The following is a 22,843-nucleotide window of genomic DNA, read 5'->3' as shown; positions in this document are numbered from 1 at the left end:
CAGGCACGGGGAAACCCTTGCCTGCCCTTTGTTGTTTGCAGGCGGCGCGTGGCTTAATCTGCCAAGAAACAAAGGCACGCGGTTAGATATGACCAACCAAGACACGCACGTCATCGTTTTTCACGGCACCACGAGCGCATTCGATAAGTCGATCCAGGAGCATGGGTTTCAGCTGAAACCTGAGCTTCGGCCGTCACATCAGATGAATGTAGAGGAGCAGCATCTTTGCTCTTTTGACGGCACCTACGTCGCTTTGGACCGGGACACTGCGCGCTACTATGCGAAATCAGCCGTCGAAAAGAATGGTGGTGAGCCACGAATTTATGCGTTTCGCGTTCCTCTTTCCGTCATAGTGCCGGATGAGGATGAGGTTCATTTTGCTTTGACCTGGAATTTGGCCAATGAGCTTGGATTCGATGAGAATTCCGATGACGACGTTCAGCTTGGGACGATCCCTTGGTCTATCGACGTTGCGAAGCGCGCTGTAGCCGCGATCTCTCAATGCTTCGGGATGGATGAGCATCAGATCGGAAAGGCCGCCGCCCATCTCAATGCCATGATCGAGCCGGTGATAGCGGTCTGGGATCGAGACCTGTATTTCTTCCACCCAGATAGCAACGACAAGGGATGGTCATCTCCGAATTGGGTGAGAAAACTCGTATCGCTCGATGGCGGCTACGAATTGTATCGTGAACATATGGATCAGTTCGTCGGCTGTATGAGGGGTGCGTCACCTGAAACGTGCCCGGCTGGCTCCGAAGCATTCAAGGGGAGGGTGATCGTTCCATTCGGCTTCGATGGTTCGCATGGGGTCGAGATCATCGGCTACGGCACAATTGCCGACCCCTTCGAGGACTATAGCAATTTCGACAGCTATCTGGGGACGGAACTGAGCCTTGATCCGGAATTTATCAATGAGGCTAAGAATTCCAGACAACCCGCGTTGCGGTTCGGCTAAAGCCGACGTGGCTTGAGTGAACTGGCACCCACTATCCTCTTGATGCCTCCAGCGCCATGTCGTGAAACGAGATGATGGAGTTCAGGCCATATCTCAGTCGCTGAAGGTCATCACCCAGTCGGTAGTCCGTTGGACGGATGAGGGTGACAGCGTCGCCATTTAGTGCGAAATCCATGATGACACGTTCAACGGCCATCGTCCTTTGATCCAGATCGGCCACGATAATGCGGTCTTTCTCGATGACGTAGGACGTCGTCATTTCATGTTCCACCATGAAGATCGCGAAGCCGTCTTCTGACGCACGCGCAAACAGGTTGTGACTGTATTGAGCGTGCGCGTTTGTTGGCAGCGAATGGGCGTGTTCGATCAGAAGTTTTGCAGCTTCTTTGAGGATATCGACCTGATCCATTATGCCAAGCGCAGCTGTTCTTTTCCAAAGCTGGGCAAGAAGAGATGGTAGTTCGCTTGTGGCAAAGGATGGCTCTGAAAGCGTTGGCCTCATGATACCGAACATCTCGGCCCCATCCTTGGTGAGGGAAAAATAGGACGTATCACGGTGTTCGTCCATCGCCGCCTGATAGCCAGCAGGGTCGTGCTCGGTAAGAAGATCGGCCATTACATACAACGCTTCAGAACTCGCATCTACCGAGCTTGCAGCCGTCGTTTCCGACGCGAGCAGTCTTTCCCCGTCTTCTCGGGTCTGGGTCCGTGTGGGATCGCGACTCGCTTTGGCCTGGGGCATGTATTGCCAGAAGGACAGACCGCTACCGCTCGCCAGAGCGTTCACGAGGTCGTCACGTTCGCCCCATTCCTTACCGAATTGGTAGAGCGTAAAATTGGTGAATCGGCTGGAATCTTCTGGCGTATACGCTGCTGAGACCGCATTCTCTTTGAAGAGCCGCTGTTTTTCGCTTAGGCCTTTCAAGGAAGCGAACAAATCGGCAACTGTCTTGGGCTTCGCCCCAGGCAACTTTCTTTCGATCATGCTCAGAGTGCCTTTGAGAATGTAGCCCCTGTCGTGGTCGTTCGGTGGCATGAACTCCAGATGCTTCTCCCAAATCCTACCCGGATCGAGCCGTTTTACGGTCCAACCGGAAGGCAAAACAATGCCCTTATCGCCTATGACATCGGGCCCGATCATCAGGTGTGCCCATAACCATTGTGTCGCATCAAAAAAGTACGACATGCCGAAGCCAAGCATAGGCCCGAGGTCATCTCCTCTGAAACGGTGAAAGATGGGCGTCCTTTGCGCATCCAGTGGATAGCGCTTTTCCAGTAACCGGGCAGCTTCGTCTCTGGTTTCTGCGATGGAATAGGTTTCGATTTGCAAGGGATGACCCCAATTTCCGGACTGGCGGGAGCTTAGACCCCGAGTTGGCAAACTTTACATTTGGGCCTGGATGGCTCTCCAGTCTTCTGATTTGACGAAGACAGGGATCGCATGAAGTTCATCCTGCTGTTTCATCATTGCTGGTTTGAGTTTGTGGCCAAGGCTGACGGAAATGACATCGCTCGCCTTTGCAAAGCCGATGCGTTTCGGGCGTGGAACCGGTGCCATGCGCTCGATGCTGGCCTCTGCCTCGCCCTTGGTCATGAAGCGGACTGGCTTGTTGTCCAGCCCGCAGACCAGGCCCTTGCCATCTTCAGAGATTGACCAGTTGAAACCATCGTCCTGGTTTGGAAGATTGATGGCGGTGTAGCTGGCGGGTTTCGCCAGAATTTCAGCATTCGTTGCCGTGGTCTCATGCCGAGAATCCAGGTGCATCTCGCGTGAGGTCGCGAGTTCGCGCAGTTCCTGAAGCAGAATGTCCAGAATGGCGGCGTCTTTCTTGGATGCAGCCTTCACCGACCGCTCCAGTGCCTCGCATGCAAAGACAAGATTTGAGGGGAGCTTGAGCGACATGTGGTATCTCCGTTGAGCTATCTGGAGGCTGGTGATAGGGATGTTCAATTCGTCTTTGCGGCCAGAAGCAGCCCCATCAAAAGACGAGACACGTTGAGCCCACGCCGTTCGAATTACGCTGCTACGGCGTCTCGGAAGCCGTTCCAGGCTTCAAGTTTCACCTGGAAGCGGAAAGTCCCTCTGAGAAGGGTCATGAGCGCTGTGGAGGAGAGATCGGACACCAGCACGTTCTTCAGTGCGGTGTCTATCTCTTCCCATGCACCGTCATTTGCTTTTGCTGTGATGGACTCCAAAACAGAGACCAGGACACTGCGATGGATATCCGGGCCGTCGCTTTCGATCAGTTGCTTCAGCCAGTCGGGGAAGATTGGTTGGTTCGCGATTTCCATTCAGCAAGCCTTCTCCGTTTTCTTCAGATTGTAAGTGCCCTGGAGCTTATTGCTGCACCTGTCGCAGCAATTGTGGTCATCAATGATGGCTTGCGGTTCCCGTTTTTCCATCGTGAGCCATTCAGCAGAGTTTGTGCCGCAAAGTGTGCGACCCTTTTCGTTTTAGGACATGGAATACATCGCTATTCCACCACTGATGCCCTTTTGCGCCTTTTTGGACGGACCGAGTGCCGTGAATCTATATCATTCGCAATTAATGTCAACATTGCGTTTCGATAGAGCGTAGCGAATTAAGCGCCGCCTGTACCCTTTAACAGGGAAAGAGCATTGGAAACCTTTTCAGGATTTTCCTTCGTATATGCCAGAAATTCTTCGACCTTCGCCGCATAGTTCTGGAGATCGCCGCGTTTTCCTTCATCGGCGGTCGAAACCATGTCGATCATGTCGAAGCGGAGGTCCATGTTGATGACGCTGTTTTGCGCGAAAAACATTTCATAAACATGGTCGTTTAGCGCGCCCAGGTCGATGGCATCCAGGTCTTCTTGGCAGAGCCCACTTTCAGGTTCCGCAGGCGTAGTTTGCGTCTGTTGACCGATCTGGAGCTTTTGCTCCTCGATCTCCAGGGCCGCTGCGTTTACGGAGCTTGGCGTCGCATCGTCCTTATTGAGTGCGGCAATGACCGGGGACAAGACTGTGTAGACTTGTGTGGACACAATCTCCTTCAGAAAGAAGGCGGCGGGCAGGTCTTCATAGATTTCCATTGATAGGACCATCTGGTCCAGTCCTTGATTTCATCAAGAGAAGCCACTGCCTCCGCCGTGCTCATGCTTGCCATTTGCTGTTGCACAAACGCTTTCAGCTCTTCAATTGCCTTATAGCGCAGGTGATTAGTAATTGTCTCGTCAGATAGCACATCTTCGTGGAGCTTTGAGATCAAGACGTGGCGTGCGCCAAATGCAATTGCGTTGATCAGGGACATGGAAAATCTCGGTTCCGTTGATTTCGAATGCATATAACGCGGCCACACTGCTGTTTCAAACAAGAACCTGATCAACAGCAAGGAATTCTCGGCAATTTTCGAGCGCTGACACTTTACCGCTCACGCGGTCATTTCATCTCGTCGATGACACGATTGACGTCTTCTACCGACACCTTGAAATTTATCGCCAGCCACTCTGGCGAAGCTAATTCCCCACCCCTTTTGACGTATCGCTTGATGGAAGCGATTTTGGCCGGGGTCAGGATGCCCTCGTTCCTCCGGTCGATTTCTTCGATGTCGTGAAGTATGTCTTCAGCATCGGAAATAAAACCAGGGCTAGGGCGGCGTACTTCGTCCTTCATTGTGTCGATCCACGTGTTGTTTCCGTTATCATGATGGGGCGACGAAGCGCGAAACCGCAAGAGAGTTTTCAGTTGAGCCTTGTTCGGCGTTGGCATTCATGCAGAGACGGTCTGGGATCAGCTCAAAAAGGAATTATCATCCCACTGCGCCTTTGATGTCGAGTTGACGCATTTTGCCTGCGAAAACGAGACAATCTCCGATAAGCACCATTATCGGCGTAAGGTGCCTGCTCTGTAGGCTGCGCGTCTCTCTATCTCGGCCTCGACTGTCTGCAGTGTGTTCCGCAGGGATGTAGCGATGATTTCGAGCTGGTCGTCAAAGCGCTCATTCTCCTCGTCGAAACCGTTTCGGTCCGAGAATCCAACCATTGAAGCTTGGACGGTATTGAGGTTGAACTTCGTCACGATGACGAGATTGTCCCCTGTCGCGTGCGCGGATGGCTCCAGGTAGCGACGCATCATGCGCAAGCCATAGCTCAGTTTCTGGAAATCAGCGAGGTTTTCGTAGATCGCGACCAGTTTGCTGCCGTCGGTTTCCTCTGCCCCTCGATGGTGCCTGTGTAAGGCGTTCTTCGCATGATGGCCGAGAAGATAAGGCTCCAGATCAATGAGCGCATTGGAGACTTTAGGTACCGTGATCTCTTCACCTGAGATGGTCACATAGACCTTTGCCGACAGCGCGCCCATCTCCGAGATCGTCCAGTATTTATCGTCTCCGGCTGCGACCCGTCTCTTGGCATCGATTGTGATTTTGGCGGCAGTTCTGGCGTCGGTAGTAGTGTCCGATTCCGTCTTTGCAATCGCGATCAGCGCCTCTGCGGTCGTGGCATGCATAATCGCGAGGCCCGGTGCCACTTCCTCCTGATTGAACCTGCTTGTGCCGAGTGTGATCTTGGCTTCGTGTTCGTTCAGCACGGTTTTTCGAAACTGTTTCCATGGCATGCCTACCAGGCTTTCGAAGACAGCCAATGAGACTTGTCCCTCATCTGGGGTGAAGTAGCCATTGTCGTTCAGGCGACCGTACAGAAGCATCGAGAGTGGTTCGAAACGGTCGTTGGGGTACACTGGAGCTTGTGCTGGGAATTCTGCGGGGTCTGGGTAGCCATGCATCGTTGGAACTATGACGATGCCGACTGCACGATCCTCGCTGTTGATCGCCCGTCCTGTAATGAAATCCGTTTCGAAACCGCTCATCTTCAATTTCCTTGATCAGACGACCTATGTTTGTCCGTCTGCATGCCTGCAACAATGCTTTGGCATGTCATCCGTAAATGTTTCCAGCTTTGACCTGGCGTGCCGTCTTGCAATGACGGCCGTCACTCATATGCGGAGTATGTGTGCGAAAACGCATACGATAGACGTCGTTCGTCGAGTTCGTCAGACCAGTAGATGATCGAGGGTTGGGATGAGACGACGGAAGCGGATACTCGTAGCCGATGACAAGCTTCGAATTCACCGACTGTTTCCATGCTTATGACACTGGTCCAACTTGATTCAGGTGTTTACCAGCGTGCTACGCGGCTTCGTCGGAATTGCCTGCTGTGTCAGGTCACGGCAGGCTTGGGCTTTGCCTGGTTCAGTTAGGCGGTCACACTTCTATCGGTCGACCACTTGAGGAAGCTCTCAGTGACGTCGACCATGTCATGGAAGACCTGAATTTTCGGCTGGCCCCTCGTCAAATACAGAATTTCCTCGTCGTATGTATCTGAAACGAGAGTGAACAAATCCTCTGGTGTTGCCGCTCTGACGCTTCCTGCTACACACCGATGCATCATAACGAGGCCCTGAAGATCGTAGGGCGAAACCGTTGGATTGGTGCCCGCCAGCCGTTCAAAGATAAACAGGTCCGGATCGTACCGAAGTGCCGATTTCATATGCTGCTTCATGTCTTCGTCGTGCTTGGAGCGATCTGCCGCATCCCCGACAAACGAGATCAAGACAGTGTTGTCCACCGGCCGCGCGGCTCTTAAAACGTCGGTGAAATAAGCGTCACCAAAAGAGAAAGTCGGATAGATCGAGGCGTCTGGCCGCGAGCTAAAGAACCGTCCTACGTACTCTTCGCAGGTTTCCGGCTTCGATGACCCCAAGATCGTCACGAGACGGTTCTTGAAAACCGTATTACTAGGCAAAAACGAGTTGGCGGTCGCCGGAATCGTGGCGTCACCAGTCGTGGCGTTCGCGTTCGTCTCCAATGGCATTACGGTGGCCAGTTCTGCACCTGCGGCGCTAGCAAGGAAATCGCGTCTATTCATTGATGTTCTCGCTTTTCAAGTGCCCGTTATCTAACGCGGGAAATTCTGATTTCAATCCGTAGCTCATAGAGGTCCACTTGATAAGGCATCGGCACATTCAGTCGCCACCAACCTTCTCAAGTGGACCTTCACTGTTTGATTTGGATTATTTGCCTGCGGTTTCCACCAGCAATAATTCCTGTTTCAGTTTATCAAGATTTTCTTGCTCCTTCTTGATTCTTTCCACGAGTTCTGTTCTTTTCTCAGCCGAACGGTCCACGTAGGCTTCTCGGATCGCCATTCCAACAAATCCGCTGACCAAGATCATCATTACAAGTGCCACGACGGTAGACATCGTTACCTTGAGCCACTGGGTTTCGGTGTCAAAATTCGCATATATGCAGTGACGACCAAAGCATACTGCTCCCATCAACATAGCGATGTGCAGAGCAACAACTGTAGTCGGGGTGATCGGAATGATTGTCCCAATGGAATCGATTGGAACCCCCTGGATAACAGCCAAACTGGCCACAAGAATCCGGTATTCGAGGGCAAGAAAAGCAACGAAGCCGCCGCCCACCATCACAAAGATCATGCCGCAATTGAATACGAGTGCGAAGTTATCGCTGATTTTTTCGAGGAATTTTCCGATCATTCCGGGAAAGAGTTTTTCCAGTGTCATTAGACCGCAGATGAAAGCTACGCCTGCTCCACCAATCGTGAGCATTGGCGCGGCATATTTGATAGCAGTAGCGAGGATTGCGGGGATCATGCCCGGGAATGCTAGAATGATTACGGTGAGAAAGAAGGTGGCAGCAATTAGCGCGCACAGCTTGCCACTGCTAATTTTAAGATTGAGGGTATTCACTGTGAACTCCTTACGAGCGGATTCGTATATTGAAATTGGACTTCATTAAACCTCATTTCGTCAACCATTTTGTGGTGGAAAACTCAAGGAAATCGTCGATATGTGCTGAAGTGGTTGAGCATTTCGCGGGCGAATAGCTTCTCATTAATGTTGACACGGAATTGACCTCTGATAGGTTATTCCTTGCCGATGATGGCGAGCCCGAACCCCACAAAGGTGCCGCACTGTACGTGCGCGCAATAGAAGAACTCGGGGTGGCTTCTGCCAAACGCCTCCTGCTCGCCGTTATGGAGCGCCACGACCTCAGAATGGATGGCTATGACATCGCTGGACTTCGTGGTGAGGCGGGCGAGCACTGATTTACTCCGACGTGTGAGACTTTGTGCTGAACGGGAGATCGGGTGATCTCCGAACGTCGAAGCCCAGCGCTTGAAATTTGCTGGAGAAGTGATCAAGGTTTGTCCATTAATGCCTGGAGAATGAAAATGGCATCCTACATGCTCAAGCAGCCTGACGGGCTGATCGCGATCTTCAGCTCGGTTGTCGACGACTTCACGTACTACGACCTCACGCCAGAGCAGGCGCTTGAGTGTGGTACCGAACAGTGGGGTAGACGCACGGCTCAGGAAAAACTTGACCGAGCACTCGCCGATGAACGCCTGTGGAAGCCTCATACGACCGATGACGGATTAGGCCGCTGGAGAGAGTCTCTCAAAACCATCGCCTTCCGACATGGCATAAAACATCTCAAAAAAGTGCTCGAAGAGATTGGGCAGGGCGATGCCGAAATTCCACAGGAGGCGATTGAAGCAGCTCGTGACGTGGAATCCGATATGGATCACGAGTCCGAGGCCTATAAGAGCAGGATGTAAGCGTCTCACCAGGTCCTCTCGGAGATCGCATCATTGTGGGCGTGTCGCTTGCGGTGATGCCTACTAGAGTCATGCCTGGCACACATGCGGGACGACACCATGACGAGCATCATTCCAGGCAAAACGACCTTCCATTCGATTATCGCCGACAGTAATGCCTTGTGGCGTGTGGTAGCGCCTCGTGGTGACAATACGTGGGACTGCATGGTCGACGCAGATAACCCTGATTACGCTGGCAGAAAGAAGGTCTTTGGGGGCGAAGAGATCATCGCTGCTGTCAATCACGGCAAGATGTGGGATGACCTCCGCAACAGCAATCGTGATTTCTGGCAATCTCGTCAAATCGGAGATGTGCTGCACTACGAAGATTCCAGAAATCGCTGGGTCCGGGGAGTCGTGGTCCAGGGTTTCGATAAAGACGGCAGAGCAGCGAAAGTGCTCCTGCCGACCGCGCTCGTCGGTAACTGGGCTAAATTTGATTTGCCAATGTGGACGGACGCGGGTGTGTATCGCGAAGGATCATACAACGTCAAAAAGATCGCGGAAGGCGCAACGTTCCAACCGAACGAAAGCTGCATTTGGGAATACAAGCAGGGTTCCGGCCAGCGAGTTAGCGGCGATCCGCGTGGTATGGAGGAAATCGACCTCTCTGCGCCATCGCCTACGGAGGAACAACACGCGGCTTCCCTTCTACTGAAGCAGATCGAGGCCATTCGGATCGCTGTTTCCTCGTCTGTCGCGGATGTGACCGATTATCCGGCGCATTATCGGGCCCAGCTACAGAAGGTTGCCGATCTCGTAGCGAGTTTCGATCTGGAACCGTCGAATACTGAGGTAACGCCCGGCCGCTGAAGCGTGGGAAACAGGTCACGACCAAGTGAAGAAGTGTCGGCGTCCTAAGGTCCCATTGCCTGACAGGATTTGGGCTCCTGGCCTCCATTCGAAGAAAGGAGGCTTGACCAGTCCGCCGGTTCTCGTATCCTTTGTTTAGGTCACCGACAACCGTGGCAGCTTCCGCTCGAAAGGGTTTGCTGAACGTCGGTATATGAAACCTCGATTTCCTTTCCCTTCCGGATATCGAGTGATGGAAGCAGCTCGACGATGTCTGGGTTTGGAGAACGGAATGACACAGATTGTCGTCACGCAGGCTGCAGTGCGTAAACTTGCAGCGATCCTTTCAAATACCAACACCACATCCATGCGCCATGGAGATCGTCTCGACCTGATTGCGTCCGCATTTGGCTGGAAAACCGATGCCTTCATGCATTCCCTCAAGAAAACAGGCAAGGCCTTGACACCGGCTGTGGTTGACGCGATTGAGCCGTCGCCATTCGACGATCAGCCTTGGGGAAGGGGTGTCCCTCTCAGAAAGCTGGGCATCAGGCTGTGCTTTGCGTGGGAACTGGCAGCGGAACAAAATAGTGGTGTGCTGATCGCGACTGGTGCTACGGGGTCAGGTCGTTCAACGACACTGACATCCACGGCGCTATTCCTGGCTAAACAGGGACGTAAACTGCAGCCTGGAAATGATGAATTGTTGCTGCAATATGGGAAACCGGGAGATGTTATTTCCTTTGGGTATATCAGTACCCGAGAGCGTGCGTATTTGGCCTATCAGCTCGCTGAAAAAGGCATGCTTGTCCTCGCATCGATGGGGCATTCGGCATTCGATGATCTTTCCCTGCTTCGGAACCTTGGTATCTCGGCTAAGCGGTTGGAGCTTACGCGGGCGATTATTCATCAGAAATTGGTCCGGAAGATCGCTCCTAAGTTGGCCGATGGTGTAGCGGGCCCGAAGTATCAGGGCCGGACACTGGTTTCAGACGTGCAGGTCTTTGACAAACAGCGCTCGGTTGAACAATTTTTGAGTGGGCCGAATTATGGGGAAAGGCACTTCTTGGCCGACTTGGTGGAGAAACTGGACGGTAAAGTGATCGACCGGGAGGAAATCGAGAGCCAATTCGGAAACGACGTCTTTAAGATGTTCGGGCGAAGGCTCCCATAAAGCTCGCCCTCATTATCAATCAATGGGACACCCTCCCAGCGAAGTGAGAAACCGTAATCCGTAAGATCGATGGCGGCTCCGTTCTTGTAGTCGGAGCCTAACCAAAGCCTTTTCCGACGGACCTATTGAGGGGCGACGCGTCTTTGCTGCAAAGCCGGACACCATTGTTTTCAACAGGTCGGTCGACGCTGAAAAGGCTCCGTTGCGGAGCCTTTTCAGTTGGTTGGATTGATTGCCGGGCCTCTGCTCAGGGCCTTACCAGCAAAACGGCGGGCGATATATTCACATTGCCAAGCGTATAGCCGTCAACAATCCCCTTGCACGTCACGAACTGACCCGCCTTCAGGTCTTTGACGAACGACTGCTCAGGATCGTCGCTTGCAACTCTGCAGAAAGCGCCGACACCTGCGCTGCTGTCGGTCTGGACGACATAGTTTTCGTCTCCATCCTTCGAGACGTTCCAGACAGGCATCGTCCACTGAACGACCTTGCCCCGCATCCCATCCTTGATTCGGTCCTTCTCGACCGAGGTGTAATCAGAGGTCCAGGATAGTGCGGCAACCAATTCGGCCGGTGGTTGTGTGCTGGCTGGCTCGCTTTGCTTGATTTCGGATGTGTCGATTGGCCGGTTGTTCGGCCCACCGATATCGGTGAAGCTGGATAAGACGAGGCTGATCAGGATGCCAAAAACAGGAACCCCGACCAACCCGATTACCAGCCAGAACGCTATGGTTCCAAGTTTCTTCACATTAGGCGCTCGCAATGGCGACTTGTTTTTTCGTGCCGATGGTTGCCAACAGGCCACCCGCAAACGCAAGAACCATGAAGATTGCCACCAAAGTGCCGCCAAGGATCGCGCCGCCGAGTGCGGACAGCATCAGCAATGCGCCAGGAACCTTGCTTTTGGCACCCATCGCGACTGCACCGAGAATGATAGCGATAAATGAGAAGAGGAGCCCGCCCCAACCAAGGCCCACGACTGTGTTTGCGCCGTCTGCCTCGACGGCTTTCGCGACGCCGCCGAATAACAGCGTAATGCCCGCTGCGATGACGCCAAAGATACCCGCTATAAGTCCAATAATGCCCCCAGCCTTTTGCATGCTCTTTAACTCCTCAAATAGATTTTGTTCGCTGACTTCGAATGCCATGAAATCAGAAATGAAGACTCATAACCTTCGGGGTTATCCCCGGACAAATGTGGAGCATATTCGGGTGATCTTTGCAACATGACTCAACCTACGGGACGTAGTTCAGCCAGGTATCACATTTTGGAGCCTTTCAGTCGGGGGTATGCATCGTTCTGCGTCGATGCCAATTTTTGCAACAGTTCGCCGACCTGCTTTCTTTGGAGTGGTTTTGAGAGAAGGTAGCCCTGCAGGTCATCGCATCCTAGCGTAGCCAGGATATCGTTCTGTTCTTGCGTTTCTATGCCTTCAGCAGTCGTCGCAAGACCTTTGGCATGTGCGAGCCCGATCATTGCTTTCACGATATCTTCGTTTCCGCCCGGTTTTCCGAAGCCATCAACGAAACATTTGTCGATCTTGATCCGGTCGACATCGAGCCGTTGCAAGCGTCCGAAGGATGAAAAACCCGTGCCGAAATCATCGAGGGCGAATCTGACGCCTATGGCCCGCAAGGCGGTGATGTTCCGCTCGCAATTCCCGGTATCGTCGGCGAGAGCGGTCTCGGTGATTTCGATCTCAAGCTTTTTTGGGTCAAACCCGAGCTTGTTGAGAATACTGAGAACCCTCGGTGCATAGGTCTCACTGCGAAGTTCTATCGCCGAGGCATTCACGGCCACTTCGAGCCCCTTCCATTCCAGGGCTGCCGTACAAGCTTCATTGAGCACCCTCTCTCCGAGACTTTCGATCAACCGCGTCTCCTCCGCTACAGGTACGAACATTGCCGGTGGAACCAGTCCCCTTGTTGGATGCCGCCAACGTACCAATGCCTCCACGCCCTTGATCTTGTGATCGGCGGCCGTGAAGACCGGCTGATAATGCACCTCGATCTGTTCATTGCTTTCGATTGCATCCCGGAGATCGCGTTCAAGGTCTCGTCGTGACCTCACCATTTCGTCCATATGTGACCCAAAGATCGCGAAGCGGTTTCGACCGGCCGCCTTTGCGTGATAGAGCGCAATGTCGGCCTTTCGCGTCAATTCCGTTGCCGCGATTTCCTGGCCTCTTCCCATCGCTACGCCGATACTCAACCCGATCAGGATTGGCTGCCCTTCCACTGCGAAAGGTAGCCTGATCGCCGCGATAAAGTGGTCGCAGAGTCGCTCGACATCCTGTTGAGAGACGTTGCTAATGGCTGCTGTAAATTCATCCCCACCAAGCCGCGCGACAATGGTATCTGCGCCAGCAATTTCCCGAAGCCGCGCCGCCACCTGTATTATCAACTGATCACCGACGGGATGACCGAGAGTGTCGTTAACCTCTTTGAAGCGATCCAGGTCGAGATAGAGGACAGCGTTCGAATGATTTTTCTCCGAAGCCGCCAACATTTCCTCCAGACGCCTGGCGAAGGTAGCGCGGTTCGGCAGACCAGTAAGGACGTCATTATGGGCCAAATGTGCCAACTGCACCTGACTGGCTCTTAGATGTGCAGATCGTTTCCAGAGCAGTCCTCCGAGCAGGGTCATGAGCGCTAGCAACGCACATCCAACTCCGGCCAAGACTGGGGTCGTAGCCTGCATCACTGCCAAGCCAGGCTGGAACGGCTTCCAGGAAAAGTAACCCACTACCTGTTCTGATGCGGCCCTCAGTGCTGCGTAACTCCTGGTGTCATCCGACGTCTCGCGCTTCGAAAACCGGAGATCATCAAATTGGTAATCCTCAGCAAGTTCTTTGAGGAAGTCGTCGTCGAGGAACTGGACCGCTACGTGCAAAAATTCTTGGCCCGGAACCGGGGTTAGATTGCCTGTATCAGAAGTAATCGGCTTGATGCTGACGATTGCCGGGCGTCCAGCAATCGATGCAAAATCGCTTTCTCCGATGCTCAAAACCTTGTCGTCAACACCGGTCGTGTCCCCGACCGCTAATCTTGTCTGGAGTTTCCTTACCAACGGGTCAGTCGACGGCTTGATGATGTCGTATGCTGACTTGTTGTCCGACTCAGTGGAAAGGAATGCATATTTTACTTCCCGCTTCGGACTGAGTACGAAGGCACCGTTATGTCCAAAATACGTGTGCATCCATTTGCCAAGGTTGTTGTCTAGCCATTCCGTGTCCACTTCGCCTTGGACAGCGTTTACGGCATCATCCCAAACCGTGGAGCTTTCCTGGTCATGAGCGATTCTGGCCTGCAGTCGCGACACGATAAGTTCGACCAGCTGTTTTTGTCTGGCCGAGGAGACAAGATCGGATTGATGAGAAGACCATCTCAGGGTCGCATAGAGAACGAGGCTGAGACCAACTGCAAGCAAAACTGGGATGGCGACCTGGAGGAGAAGGTAGGTTCTGGGCGTTGGCTGTTTCATTTTTGCATGCTCTTAATTCTGGGCTGTGGTTCGATTAGCGCCTTCGAACGTTAAGAGGTTGCGAACGCCAAAGACGTGGCATGGAAACAAGGTTAACAGTTGGTGCGAAGAGTCATCCCTCCGTTTGTACCCCGCCAACTAGACCCAACCGGACGTTTTAAAACTTGCTCTCGGGGCATTCTTTAGCCTTCAAGAACCTCGATTATCGATCATCGCCATGAAATGTTCATGCAGGGATGTCGCATTTCTCCGGCGGCAGCTGATTGACCCGGGCATCAATGCTCTTTGAATTGATGAATGGCGTGCCGGAAGCGGTGGTGAGCCACACGAGGAACACATTGAATGTTTCGGCAATCAGGTCAAGGTTGACGCGCTAGACGCCTTTGCCAACTATTTCCTATCTGAGGTGGATAATACGCTTGCCAAGCTGCAGATCGGCTTCTTTCATATCGTCCCCAATCTACACCCAGATTGTCAAACAGTGTTCGGCACCTAAGCGTACTCAGTTTTCTGTTCAACGTCCCCGTGAGACTTTGTTGGACTGATAGACAAAGGCAAAATTCCAGATAGTATCCCGTCCAACTGTAACTTGGGGTGAGGTTGCATGACTTCTTTGACACGACGGATGTTTTTGCTTGGATCGTCTTCAACCATGACCATCCAAGCGGTGGGGCGGATATCTCTCGCCTCAACGGCTGTTTCATTGCTTTCAGCCACGCAAGCAAGGGCGTGGGTGACCGTCGCTCTCCAGGGTGCGTCGATGATTGCAAAAATGATATCCGACTACCATAAGTCTGATGGCGGCGTTGGTGCAATGTCTGTCGCGAATTACGAGCTGTTGAAGGTGGCATTGGATAAGCTGAACGACATCCAAACCAAGTTGACCGAGATTTACAAATTGCTGGCGGACCTGCCCTCTCAGTTCGATGAAATTCTGAAGAGGGAGAATACACGCCTGTTGCAGATCAAGCTCATGTCCGTCGGTGTGGGCTATCGACAAGCATTGTCGATACGGGATGCACGCGTTCCGGAATACGAATGGCGTAGCGATCCGAAGACTATAACTACCATGAACGCGCTTTTGCTTCGCCTCAAAGAACAGCGGGAACAGGTCACGGTGATGAACCTACTGGACCCCGCAACGGCGCTGATAGCAGCCGACCTTGGTTTCATTGAGGCGAACCTGATGAACATTCTTGGATATAGCCGTCAGGCGATCCACGAAACAATACGAACCATCTACATCTCTTGGATCGACGCGATCTTGGATGCCGACAGGGTCGGGTCTACAGCGAACTACGTGTTGACGGCGAAGGCTAGGCTGGACGAACTGTGGAAGAAGGCATTGGCGAACCCTGTTGGGGCAGCCTTTAAGATGACCCCGAGCGAAGGCTTACTCCTTGGCTGCACAGGCTTCAACGACTACAAGCCTGAAACTAGAGAGTATGACAATTCTTGCGCAGAACCCCATAGAGACAAAACGGAACTTAACGGGCCAGCCACAAGACGCGATACCATCCTTGTCGCCCTGGCCAAAGAGGACACTGCAGGTCCAGGAGAAATTGGGGCTAGGGCGGGAGAATTTTCATTCGATCATGTTCTCAACGCTCATTCCAATGCGCATAGCATCGTGGAAAGCGATGTCATAGAGGTCGCCCGAAGGTGCGAGCTGGTGGAACCGGCAAGAATTGGACCGAAGGACAGAAGTGGTATTGCATTCGAATTGCGGGAAACCGAGGCCGTCTATGATGGCCAACCAACCGGAATCATGATTTTTGAAATTGTGCAAACTAATGAGGTGTTCGGTCTAGCAGGCGACGCAAATTTCCCGACTGACTCGGGCTGCCAGATTGCTGTGGAATCTCAGTGGAATGAAGATATCCGGCGGGCAACGATGCAAAATATGGCAAACCGAAAGAATTATGAACAATACGCTCGTGAACTGGCACAGATAATCGACGAAATTAATATGGAACGGTGTAGGATTGCCTATGGGGGACGCACAATAATCGGATGCGAGATCGCTCGCGACAACCTGATTAGGCTTATGGAATACTACAGATGATCAAATTTCCTATGAAAAATCTATCATATGCAGTCTTTTGCGCCGCGAGTTTTTTATTGCTCGCGCCCGCCGCTAACTCGTCAACCTCCCGCGCAGGAGCGGCGGTTACGGATTATGCATCTGTACCTCCTTCCCAAACGAGGGCAGCGAAAGCGGCGTCCGACGCCGTTGACCTCCTGCAGGGTGCGGTAACGTGGCTAAACGATCTCGGCGTGGCCAAGCAACTAAGTGAGATATTCAAAACGGAAGACAATTTTATCGAGAAAACGCTCAAGTCAACGCAGCAAGCTGGTATGCTGTATTTGATCGAAATTGAAGTAACTCGTGGGGAAACTGACTTTTTTCAAGTCGCTCCGGGTGGAGTGAGGCTGGTCGGTGCCGGGTCTTCTCCCTTTGCGGTCGCAGCCGCGAGGAGAAACACGCCGTTCACGGCTCGGTACGGCGGCCCTTCGCAAGGAGCCGTTATCGATTTGGATCGCAGCCATTACATCTGGTTCGCGCATGACGGAACTCAAGTGCAAGCGGTGGCCTACACCATGGCCTCCATTGATCGTTCTGTAGCATTCAGGTTTGCGGACGAAAAACTCCTTGAGACGGAAGGACGAAAAGAACAAATCAGAGCGCTTGAGACAGCCTTGAAGCGTGTCGAGCAAACTATCAAAGATGAGGCTATCAAAGGTCGTATCGCGGCGTGGAGGGATACCCAAGATAAGACGAATGCCGCTCGCCGAGAAATAGAAGCAAAGTTGGGAGTGGAGTTAGAAAGGCAACGAAAGGCCGAAAAGACCGCACAGTTGTTTTCGTGGATATCAACGGCGCTCTCATTGGCCGCGCAAAAGGAAATGGTCAATTTGGTTCTCGGGGACAACACGCCCGCAGATATCGCAAATGCGTCTTCGAATACCGAACTCAGGGACATGGTTCAGAAGCTTGCCGACGACACGAAGCAAAGGGTTGATACCTATAACATTCAGTTCAACACGACCGTCCAGCAGACCACTATCAATTACTCTAAAGCGATAGCGATCCTCCAGGAGAGCAAGTATCCTGTGGACACTGTCCCTGAGTTAAAATTGAATTTTCACTGAACACGGTTGGTCGAACTGAATTATGAGGGAATTGCCATTCCGCTGTACGATCTTATATTCAAACTTCACGAGCACGGCTTCACGCCCTGATTTTCGGTGCGCGAGGCTAGTAAAGCTCAACACCTCATCTTACAAGCCGTCGGGATGCCTTATCAGGGCGCTCCCAACGGCTTTTTTACGGCTAGTCGATTGCGCTTTCGAAAACCAGTTCGGCATTGCCGCCCTGCCGGGTTTTTGAAACGATATCGCATCCCTTCTTCGCACGAACGGGAGCTTCCCCGCGAAGAACCAGCGTATGCCACGACTGGCGTTGACCCCCGGACACCGCATAAGGTTCAGGTGCACAGCCCTTCTTGAAGATGTAGGCGGTGCCCTGCATGCCCGGTTCACTTTCGTACAGGTCCCACGGCCTGCCACGGAACAGCACGTCTCCGGGCTTCACGCTGTTGGCAATCGACTTTTTCGGCTTCTTGTAAATGATCAGGCCACGCTTCGGGTCGGCAACCATCAGGCTGTCGTTATGCCAGAATTCTGGACCTTTGAGGTCGGTCTCGCGGGTATAAGCGGCGGCGAGGCTGGCATCCGCCGCCGCAGGGGTGCCTTCATCGGCATCACGCGGAATGCCGTCATTCACCCATTTGGCCGTGTCTGCGAAAATCAGGTTGTTGTTGTCGTCGCAGGTCTTCCAGATGCCATAGCTGCCCTGATAGTAACGCCAGATCGGGAAGCAGAAGCCAGCCCCGAGCAGCTCGATGTCCGGGAACTTGCCAGCGCCGCGCTCGTGGTACTTAAGTTGGGCTGTGTCGTAGCCAAGGTTCGGGGTCCACTCGCCCCTGTCGTTGGCAATCGCAACATAGATGTTTTGGCCAACCATCCCAAAGCAGCCGGTGCCGCCTTTCCCGAATTCCTTCGGGCCAGTACGAACGATCACTTCGTTGCGGCTGTCGTTGTTGAGGTCGCGCTGTTCGGTCTCGTATCCAACTGACGTGCCTGCATTTCGCAGGCATTCACCGATACCTGGTTCTTCGATCTTCGAAACCGACGCGACAGCTGCATCAAGTTCCGCCTGGGAAAGTTGGGTTGCGAATGCATAGGCGGTCGAAATGGTCGTAGCGATCAAAACGAGGGGGAATGCCTTAGATTTCATGATCAATCCTGAATAAAAGCGGTCGACACCTTCCCATTACTTGATATCGCTTTGGATTTCCTTGACCGTGCTCCGTGCATTTTAATGAAATTGGCGAAACCTGGTGATTGTAGATATTGCAGTACCTGCCACCGAGTATCCTCCAGCCCCTGCCAGCCGATCACCGGTCCCGATCTGGCAGCGGCCAGAGCCTGGATGATCCCGGCCGTCGATCCGAGCCCTAATCGGCTTCCAGCAGATCGTTGACTGCCTTGGCGAGCACGACGAATTGGCTTGCCAGGTCTTGGATTTCCGGATGGTCCTTCACGTCACCAGTTGGAGACTCCAAAATGAGCCGGGCACAGTTTTGCAGGGCCAGGTTCTTTTCCGGAAATGACTTATACCAGGTCCACCAAACTGAATTCTTGCCCCCTGCTATATCTTTGGCCATGTTCTCAAGGATTTTTCGGGCCGGGCAGGCGTAATGCTTTTCCACGGTATTCTTCGCGGTTCCATCAGGAGCTTTTACGCCGAAGATGATATCGAGATAACGATTAGCTGATGCCTCGATGGCAACGTGGCAATTGACCGGCCACGTCGGTCTTCTTAGGCCATATGGCGTCCAGCGTACCCAGAGACACTCCGAGATCAACGGGTCTACTTCCGCATTGTCGCTGGCCGCCTCGAAGTCAGGGCTAACGTTCTTCCTGACCTGATCAAGAAGGTAGTCGCCGATCTCGTCAAGGATGCGGTAGTGCAGCGTATCTTGGGCCAAAAGAACGGAGGCTATCGCCTTACGCCGATGGGGGCTGTCGTACTCCGCGTTTACGGCATCTGTATAAAGTTTGTCAGCCGGGCTATCCACGTATACGCCTCCAAATGTCGTTTCGATGTAGCGCAAGAAGTCCTCGACAAAGGCCTTTGGCGCAGTCGCCTTTATGTCCTCAACCACCTTGCTGAGGAGAGCATGAAAAGTCGTCTCGCCGTTCGTCGCGGCATAGTAGGGAACTTTGATCGTGTCTTCAGCGGCTGTCGCAGCGTCCTGATCCGAAATGAAGATGAGGATGGGTTTGCGGCCACGAAGGTCGGCCCTCAACTCCTCCCGATAGTCCTTGAGCTGATCCTTTTGTTGGATCGCCCAAGGCTTGTTCTCGATGCCAATCACGTAAGCCGATGTCTCGATGACAACGTCGATCCTGCGCTTCGTCCGTGTGGACGCCTCTCGACGAACTTTGACTGCATCCAAGCTGTTGATGCGAGGAATGCCGATAGCCGTGAGCAGTGCATTCAGAAATAGTAGACCCTGACCGTGCGAAGCAGCCGGATCGAAAAGCTCGGCGATGACGCGGCTCAGCGTGTTTTCATCGGGGTCGAAGATCGCGAAAGGCGAGAACGTCGTCGCACCGTAGAGATCGACGCCTTCCCGCATGGCTGCAAGTCGAGGCAGCATTTTCGAGAAGTCCGTGATGAAATCTGAAATTGGCTGGAAATCTGTTTTTGCGGTCATGCCGCGATACTTGGCGCATTCTTCAAAGCATTGCAACCGTTGCAAGTAAAAAAAGGGGTTCGCAGATGTCAGCCCATAATTTGCTTATTGCAATGGGCTGTACCTGCACGTTTCGAACGAAAACATCGGACGCTCGGAACCATTGCCGGAAATTTCGGGGACGCTGTCAACTGCGTAGAGCGACCATTAATTTGGCGAAGCGACATCCTCAGGAGTGATTGTTGCGGCATCATTTGCGGACTCCAGAAAAGCGGCAAATTCCTCGGGTCCCATTTGATAGCGCATATCCTCTTCGATAGTGCCGTCTTCTCGGAACCATTCCATTACCAACGTGTAGCCCATCTGGCCCTTGTTGATGGGATCGGCCCAGGGAATGACCCGCGTGCGTCGCGAAGGATGGGGAACGTCCTGTGTAACTGTATTCGGCATAACGATGTTCTCCTATTGCACGAACTCAATCGGTGCGACGCCCACGCTCCTGCTCCACAGGTACATGTCTGTCATCGTGATGATTTCCGAGCCTGTTCCTGACTTCCTGTCTTTCTCGGCCTTCAAGAAGCGCATCGCGCAGTCTGTTCGCCATACGAGTTTCCGAATGGATGTGTTGTACGACTCCGCGCGCTCGGCCCATTCAAGGGCTTCTTCGATTTGAAGGCCGCTCAGGATTGCGTGCCCGGCAAATTCACCAAATTCTTCTTGGACAGGTCCACCGGTGTACCATCCCGACAATTCCCCAAGGAGGTAAAACAGGAAACCCTTGTCAAAGCTCGGCTCCTAGTTGCTCAAAGACCTGCAAGTCAACTGGAACCCATCGAAATGATGGTACAGCGATTTATCAGAAAGCTGTTTGAGACCAGGGTAAAGATTGCGAAGCTTAACCAGGTCTTCGCTTGCATAATCTGAGATTTCATCGTCAACGCCGTTGCATGCTGCCCAAGAGAAATTCTCCAGCTGCAGCCAGAGTTCGTCGATGTTATGCAGCGCATCGGACCTCATACGCTCGCGATCAAGTACCCAACGTTTTTCGATAGCCTGGATACGTTCAAACCGCGCCTTGCTCACTGGAGAAAAGCCTTTAAGGAATTCTGTCCCGCCAAGTGCTGTAATGGTTTGCTGGACCGCCGGACATTTGCGCAAAACTTTCGGCTTCTCGGGCAGCAAGTCCGGGTCCATGCTGTGCGTGTAGATGAGGTTTTGGCCCTTGTAGGCGAAGTTGCCGTCTCCCGGAATGTTCTCGCCCTTCAGCAGAGATACGAATGCGTCATTTGCATCATCCTTCGTCGCAAAATCTTGTGGGAGGTGGGCGTGCAATTCAGTATGCCAGATGCGGAAGCCAGGATGCTCGGGCTCGACCCTGAAACCCAGAGGGACAACTCGCCAGTCTTTGACGGCTTCTGCGATAGGCATAGTTGCGGCCGAGACCATGTCTGATGCAAAATCGCGCGGATCAGCATCTGGATGGTCTTTCAGGTGTTTTTTGACCAACGAAACCAGCTTATCGAAGACGAAAACCATGTCTCCAGTCACGACATAGGTAGCATTTGTGATGCCGTCGAGCGCCCTAAGCGTTTCCTTTAACCGGTCATCTATGGCCGGATCATAATATCCGATTTCGTCTAAGATAATGCGAAAGGGACCCGAAGCGGTTTGTTCCGTTGTCATATTGTCCTTTGAACGCGGGTTTCCTGGCCGCGTCTCTCTCAATTTAAAAAAGGTTTTCGCCAGAGAATTAACACATCGCCGAGTGGACGCAAGGAGAATTCCTTTGGATCAACCGAATTCTTCGAGCGCAGGCCGTTGACGGCATCCAAGGAATTCTCTATCTAAACCCTCGGCAGACCCTCTGTCCTTCGACCAAGCCTCATCTTGCAAAAATCGCATGGAGTAGACATGAAATCTGTCGACGTTTCCGCATACCTAGATTCCGATCACAACAACTTCATCAAGCCTGTCGTTGTCTTATACCCTGGCCGAGGGGTGCCAAAGCCAAGAGCTTCTGATCTCTCGCAATTCCGCGACATTCAGGTCTTGAGTATTCCGCTCAACAGTCATTTCAGGCATCTGAGACCCAGAAACCTTCCCTGGACCCATTGGCCCGTCACATTTGATGTCGTTGCAGAGATCAACGCGAAGGCCGTTGATGCGGACTGCGAGCTGAATGTCTCGTCGGCAGTGGTACGGGACACGTTGCTTAACCAGAGTCACTTCATCGTCGACCTGCGGTTTGTACATCCGGAAGATCATTGCACGCTGGCACGGGCAATATCGCGTTTCATGGTCATTCGGAAATCTATGGCACCTGAGAAACCGATACTAATGCGCCACCCGCGCCAAAAGGTTTTCGTCGATGTGATGGATAGTGAGATCGCTGACGCAGCTATGGGGTCTTTGCGGCTTGAGCACAACTACGCGTGCAACTTCAATGTGATTGGTAATTCGGTCCTTGAGAAGTGCTTCGATCATCGTTTCGATCAATTTAATTCCGCTCCTCGATTCTGGCACCGACAGGCAGATATAGCATCCCATGCTCGGGATAAATGGACCAACGCTTCGTCGACCATTTTGGATGCTCCTGTAGCGCTTCAAGTTCTTTTTGCCTTGCGGGACGCTACTGATGCCGACGGAACGCAAAACTACTCAAGTTTTGACCAATTTGACGGTAACTCTAAATTTTCGGCGGGAAGCCGGTTGAGGGGCAACGAGTGGAGGGGTTCCGGCAAATACCCGTCATTCTTAATGGAAGGCCGAAACTTAGGATTTCTGTTCGGCCAGTTTTGGGGTTTGGGTTTGATCGAAGTCTCCTTCGATGAGAAAACCGTTCGCCTTACCGGCTCTGGTCATCGCTTCTTGGAAGTAATGCATCGAACGAATGATGACCCGGATAGCCTTTTGCGTTTCCTCGATCCTATCTCTCGGTGCATTCCGGATTCCTCCTGTGACCGCGTCGACGAATGGATGCTCCGGTTTTTCCGTAAGATGAAGCAGAAAGGCACGTGAGTAACAGCG

General features: G+C 52.8%; 24 protein-coding genes. 7 read left to right on the top strand and 17 right to left on the bottom strand.

The genetic code is table 11. The annotated features are described in order from the left end of the window. Positions 1–88: 88 nt before the first annotated feature. Positions 89–958, top strand: a complete 870-nt coding sequence (locus FFR93_RS04975) for a hypothetical protein (protein WP_138392269.1) — start codon at positions 89–91, stop codon at positions 956–958. 31 nt (positions 959–989) lie between these two features. Here the strand turns inward: FFR93_RS04975 and FFR93_RS04970 are convergent, their stop codons facing one another. From FFR93_RS04970 to FFR93_RS04925, 10 genes are all read right to left on the bottom strand, one after another. Beyond that, positions 990–2,288: a hypothetical protein gene (locus FFR93_RS04970; protein ID WP_138392268.1), complete on the bottom strand. Its 1,299-nt coding sequence runs from the start codon at positions 2,286–2,288 to the stop codon at positions 990–992. Between the two features lie 54 nt (positions 2,289–2,342). After that, on the bottom strand, positions 2,343–2,861 hold the full coding sequence (locus FFR93_RS04965) for a hypothetical protein (RefSeq protein WP_138392267.1): 519 nt from the start codon (positions 2,859–2,861) through the stop codon (positions 2,343–2,345). A gap of 113 nt (positions 2,862–2,974) precedes the next feature. After that, the gene (locus FFR93_RS04960; protein WP_138392266.1) at positions 2,975–3,250 is read right to left on the bottom strand and encodes a hypothetical protein; all 276 of its coding nucleotides are present in this window, start codon (positions 3,248–3,250) and stop codon (positions 2,975–2,977) included. Positions 3,251–3,540: 290 nt separating this feature from the next. Further along, entirely contained in the window at positions 3,541–4,011 is a 471-nt protein-coding gene (locus tag FFR93_RS04955; RefSeq protein WP_138392265.1) for a hypothetical protein, read from the bottom strand. Further along, the gene (locus tag FFR93_RS04950) at positions 3,972–4,229 is read right to left on the bottom strand and encodes a hypothetical protein (protein WP_138392264.1); all 258 of its coding nucleotides are present in this window, start codon (positions 4,227–4,229) and stop codon (positions 3,972–3,974) included. Before FFR93_RS04950 ends, FFR93_RS04955 begins: the two co-directional genes overlap by 40 nt. 128 nt (positions 4,230–4,357) lie before the next feature. Then, positions 4,358–4,591, bottom strand: coding sequence for a hypothetical protein (locus tag FFR93_RS04945; RefSeq protein ID WP_138392263.1), 234 nt, complete (start codon positions 4,589–4,591; stop codon positions 4,358–4,360). A 210-nt stretch (positions 4,592–4,801) separates the two neighbouring features. After that, the gene (locus FFR93_RS04940) at positions 4,802–5,785 is read right to left on the bottom strand and encodes a hypothetical protein (protein ID WP_138392262.1); all 984 of its coding nucleotides are present in this window, start codon (positions 5,783–5,785) and stop codon (positions 4,802–4,804) included. 386 nt (positions 5,786–6,171) lie between these two features. Then, complete coding sequence (locus FFR93_RS04935) at positions 6,172–6,843, bottom strand: hypothetical protein (RefSeq protein WP_138392261.1); 672 nt, start codon at positions 6,841–6,843, stop codon at positions 6,172–6,174. Between the two features lie 145 nt (positions 6,844–6,988). After that, positions 6,989–7,690, bottom strand: coding sequence for a hypothetical protein (locus FFR93_RS04930; protein ID WP_138392260.1), 702 nt, complete (start codon positions 7,688–7,690; stop codon positions 6,989–6,991). Between the two features lie 176 nt (positions 7,691–7,866). Then, positions 7,867–8,046 (bottom strand): hypothetical protein, encoded by a 180-nt coding sequence (locus FFR93_RS04925; protein WP_138392259.1) that lies wholly within the window; start codon positions 8,044–8,046, stop codon positions 7,867–7,869. Positions 8,047–8,175: 129 nt separating this feature from the next. Between FFR93_RS04925 and FFR93_RS04920 the strand changes: the two genes are divergently transcribed. From FFR93_RS04920 to FFR93_RS04910, 3 genes are all read left to right on the top strand, one after another. Then, positions 8,176–8,562: a hypothetical protein gene (locus tag FFR93_RS04920; protein ID WP_138392258.1), complete on the top strand. Its 387-nt coding sequence runs from the start codon at positions 8,176–8,178 to the stop codon at positions 8,560–8,562. A 99-nt stretch (positions 8,563–8,661) separates the two neighbouring features. Further along, positions 8,662–9,414, top strand: coding sequence for a hypothetical protein (locus FFR93_RS04915; RefSeq protein ID WP_138392257.1), 753 nt, complete (start codon positions 8,662–8,664; stop codon positions 9,412–9,414). 271 nt (positions 9,415–9,685) lie between these two features. Next, positions 9,686–10,567, top strand: a complete 882-nt coding sequence (locus FFR93_RS04910; RefSeq protein ID WP_138392256.1) for a hypothetical protein — start codon at positions 9,686–9,688, stop codon at positions 10,565–10,567. 247 nt (positions 10,568–10,814) lie between these two features. On the opposite strand, the gene FFR93_RS04905 is transcribed toward FFR93_RS04910, so the two are convergent. The 3 genes from FFR93_RS04905 to FFR93_RS04895 all read right to left on the bottom strand — a co-directional run bounded on the left by FFR93_RS04905 (position 10,815) and on the right by FFR93_RS04895 (position 14,051). Beyond that, the gene (locus FFR93_RS04905) at positions 10,815–11,315 is read right to left on the bottom strand and encodes a hypothetical protein (RefSeq protein WP_138392255.1); all 501 of its coding nucleotides are present in this window, start codon (positions 11,313–11,315) and stop codon (positions 10,815–10,817) included. 1 nt (position 11,316) lies between these two features. Next, positions 11,317–11,715 (bottom strand): hypothetical protein, encoded by a 399-nt coding sequence (locus FFR93_RS04900; RefSeq protein WP_246661278.1) that lies wholly within the window; start codon positions 11,713–11,715, stop codon positions 11,317–11,319. 113 nt (positions 11,716–11,828) lie between these two features. Next, positions 11,829–14,051 carry an EAL domain-containing protein gene (locus FFR93_RS04895; protein WP_138392254.1) on the bottom strand — a complete coding sequence of 741 codons (2,223 nt, stop codon included), beginning with the start codon at positions 14,049–14,051 and terminating at the stop codon, positions 11,829–11,831. Between the two features lie 604 nt (positions 14,052–14,655). Here FFR93_RS04895 and FFR93_RS04890 point away from each other — a divergent pair. After that, the gene (locus tag FFR93_RS04890) at positions 14,656–16,116 is read left to right on the top strand and encodes a hypothetical protein (protein ID WP_138392253.1); all 1,461 of its coding nucleotides are present in this window, start codon (positions 14,656–14,658) and stop codon (positions 16,114–16,116) included. Then, positions 16,113–17,204 (top strand): hypothetical protein, encoded by a 1,092-nt coding sequence (locus tag FFR93_RS04885; protein ID WP_138392252.1) that lies wholly within the window; start codon positions 16,113–16,115, stop codon positions 17,202–17,204. The genes FFR93_RS04890 and FFR93_RS04885 overlap by 4 nt, the downstream gene beginning before the upstream one ends. Before the next feature lie 181 nt (positions 17,205–17,385). Here the strand turns inward: FFR93_RS04885 and FFR93_RS04880 are convergent, their stop codons facing one another. The 4 genes from FFR93_RS04880 to FFR93_RS04865 all read right to left on the bottom strand — a co-directional run bounded on the left by FFR93_RS04880 (position 17,386) and on the right by FFR93_RS04865 (position 21,499). Continuing rightward, the gene (locus FFR93_RS04880) at positions 17,386–18,351 is read right to left on the bottom strand and encodes a hypothetical protein (RefSeq protein ID WP_138392251.1); all 966 of its coding nucleotides are present in this window, start codon (positions 18,349–18,351) and stop codon (positions 17,386–17,388) included. A 220-nt stretch (positions 18,352–18,571) separates the two neighbouring features. Beyond that, positions 18,572–19,837: a PD-(D/E)XK nuclease family protein gene (locus FFR93_RS04875; RefSeq protein WP_138392250.1), complete on the bottom strand. Its 1,266-nt coding sequence runs from the start codon at positions 19,835–19,837 to the stop codon at positions 18,572–18,574. Positions 19,838–20,023: 186 nt separating this feature from the next. Next, on the bottom strand, positions 20,024–20,266 hold the full coding sequence (locus FFR93_RS04870) for a hypothetical protein (RefSeq protein WP_138392249.1): 243 nt from the start codon (positions 20,264–20,266) through the stop codon (positions 20,024–20,026). Positions 20,267–20,611: 345 nt separating this feature from the next. Then, a complete protein-coding gene (locus FFR93_RS04865) occupies positions 20,612–21,499 on the bottom strand; it encodes a hypothetical protein (protein WP_138392248.1) in 888 nt (295 codons plus the stop codon). Between the two features lie 228 nt (positions 21,500–21,727). Here FFR93_RS04865 and FFR93_RS04860 point away from each other — a divergent pair, with 228 nt between their 5' ends. Further along, a complete protein-coding gene (locus FFR93_RS04860; protein ID WP_138392247.1) occupies positions 21,728–22,834 on the top strand; it encodes a hypothetical protein in 1,107 nt (368 codons plus the stop codon). The last annotated feature ends 9 nt before the right edge of the window (positions 22,835–22,843 follow it).

It is taken from the genome of Rhizobium sp. MHM7A (genome assembly GCF_005862215.1).
Taxonomy (GTDB): Bacteria; Pseudomonadota; Alphaproteobacteria; order Rhizobiales; family Rhizobiaceae; genus Rhizobium; species Rhizobium bangladeshense.
Note: the sequence above shows the minus strand (reverse complement) of the source record. Positions and strands in the feature narration are given on the sequence as shown.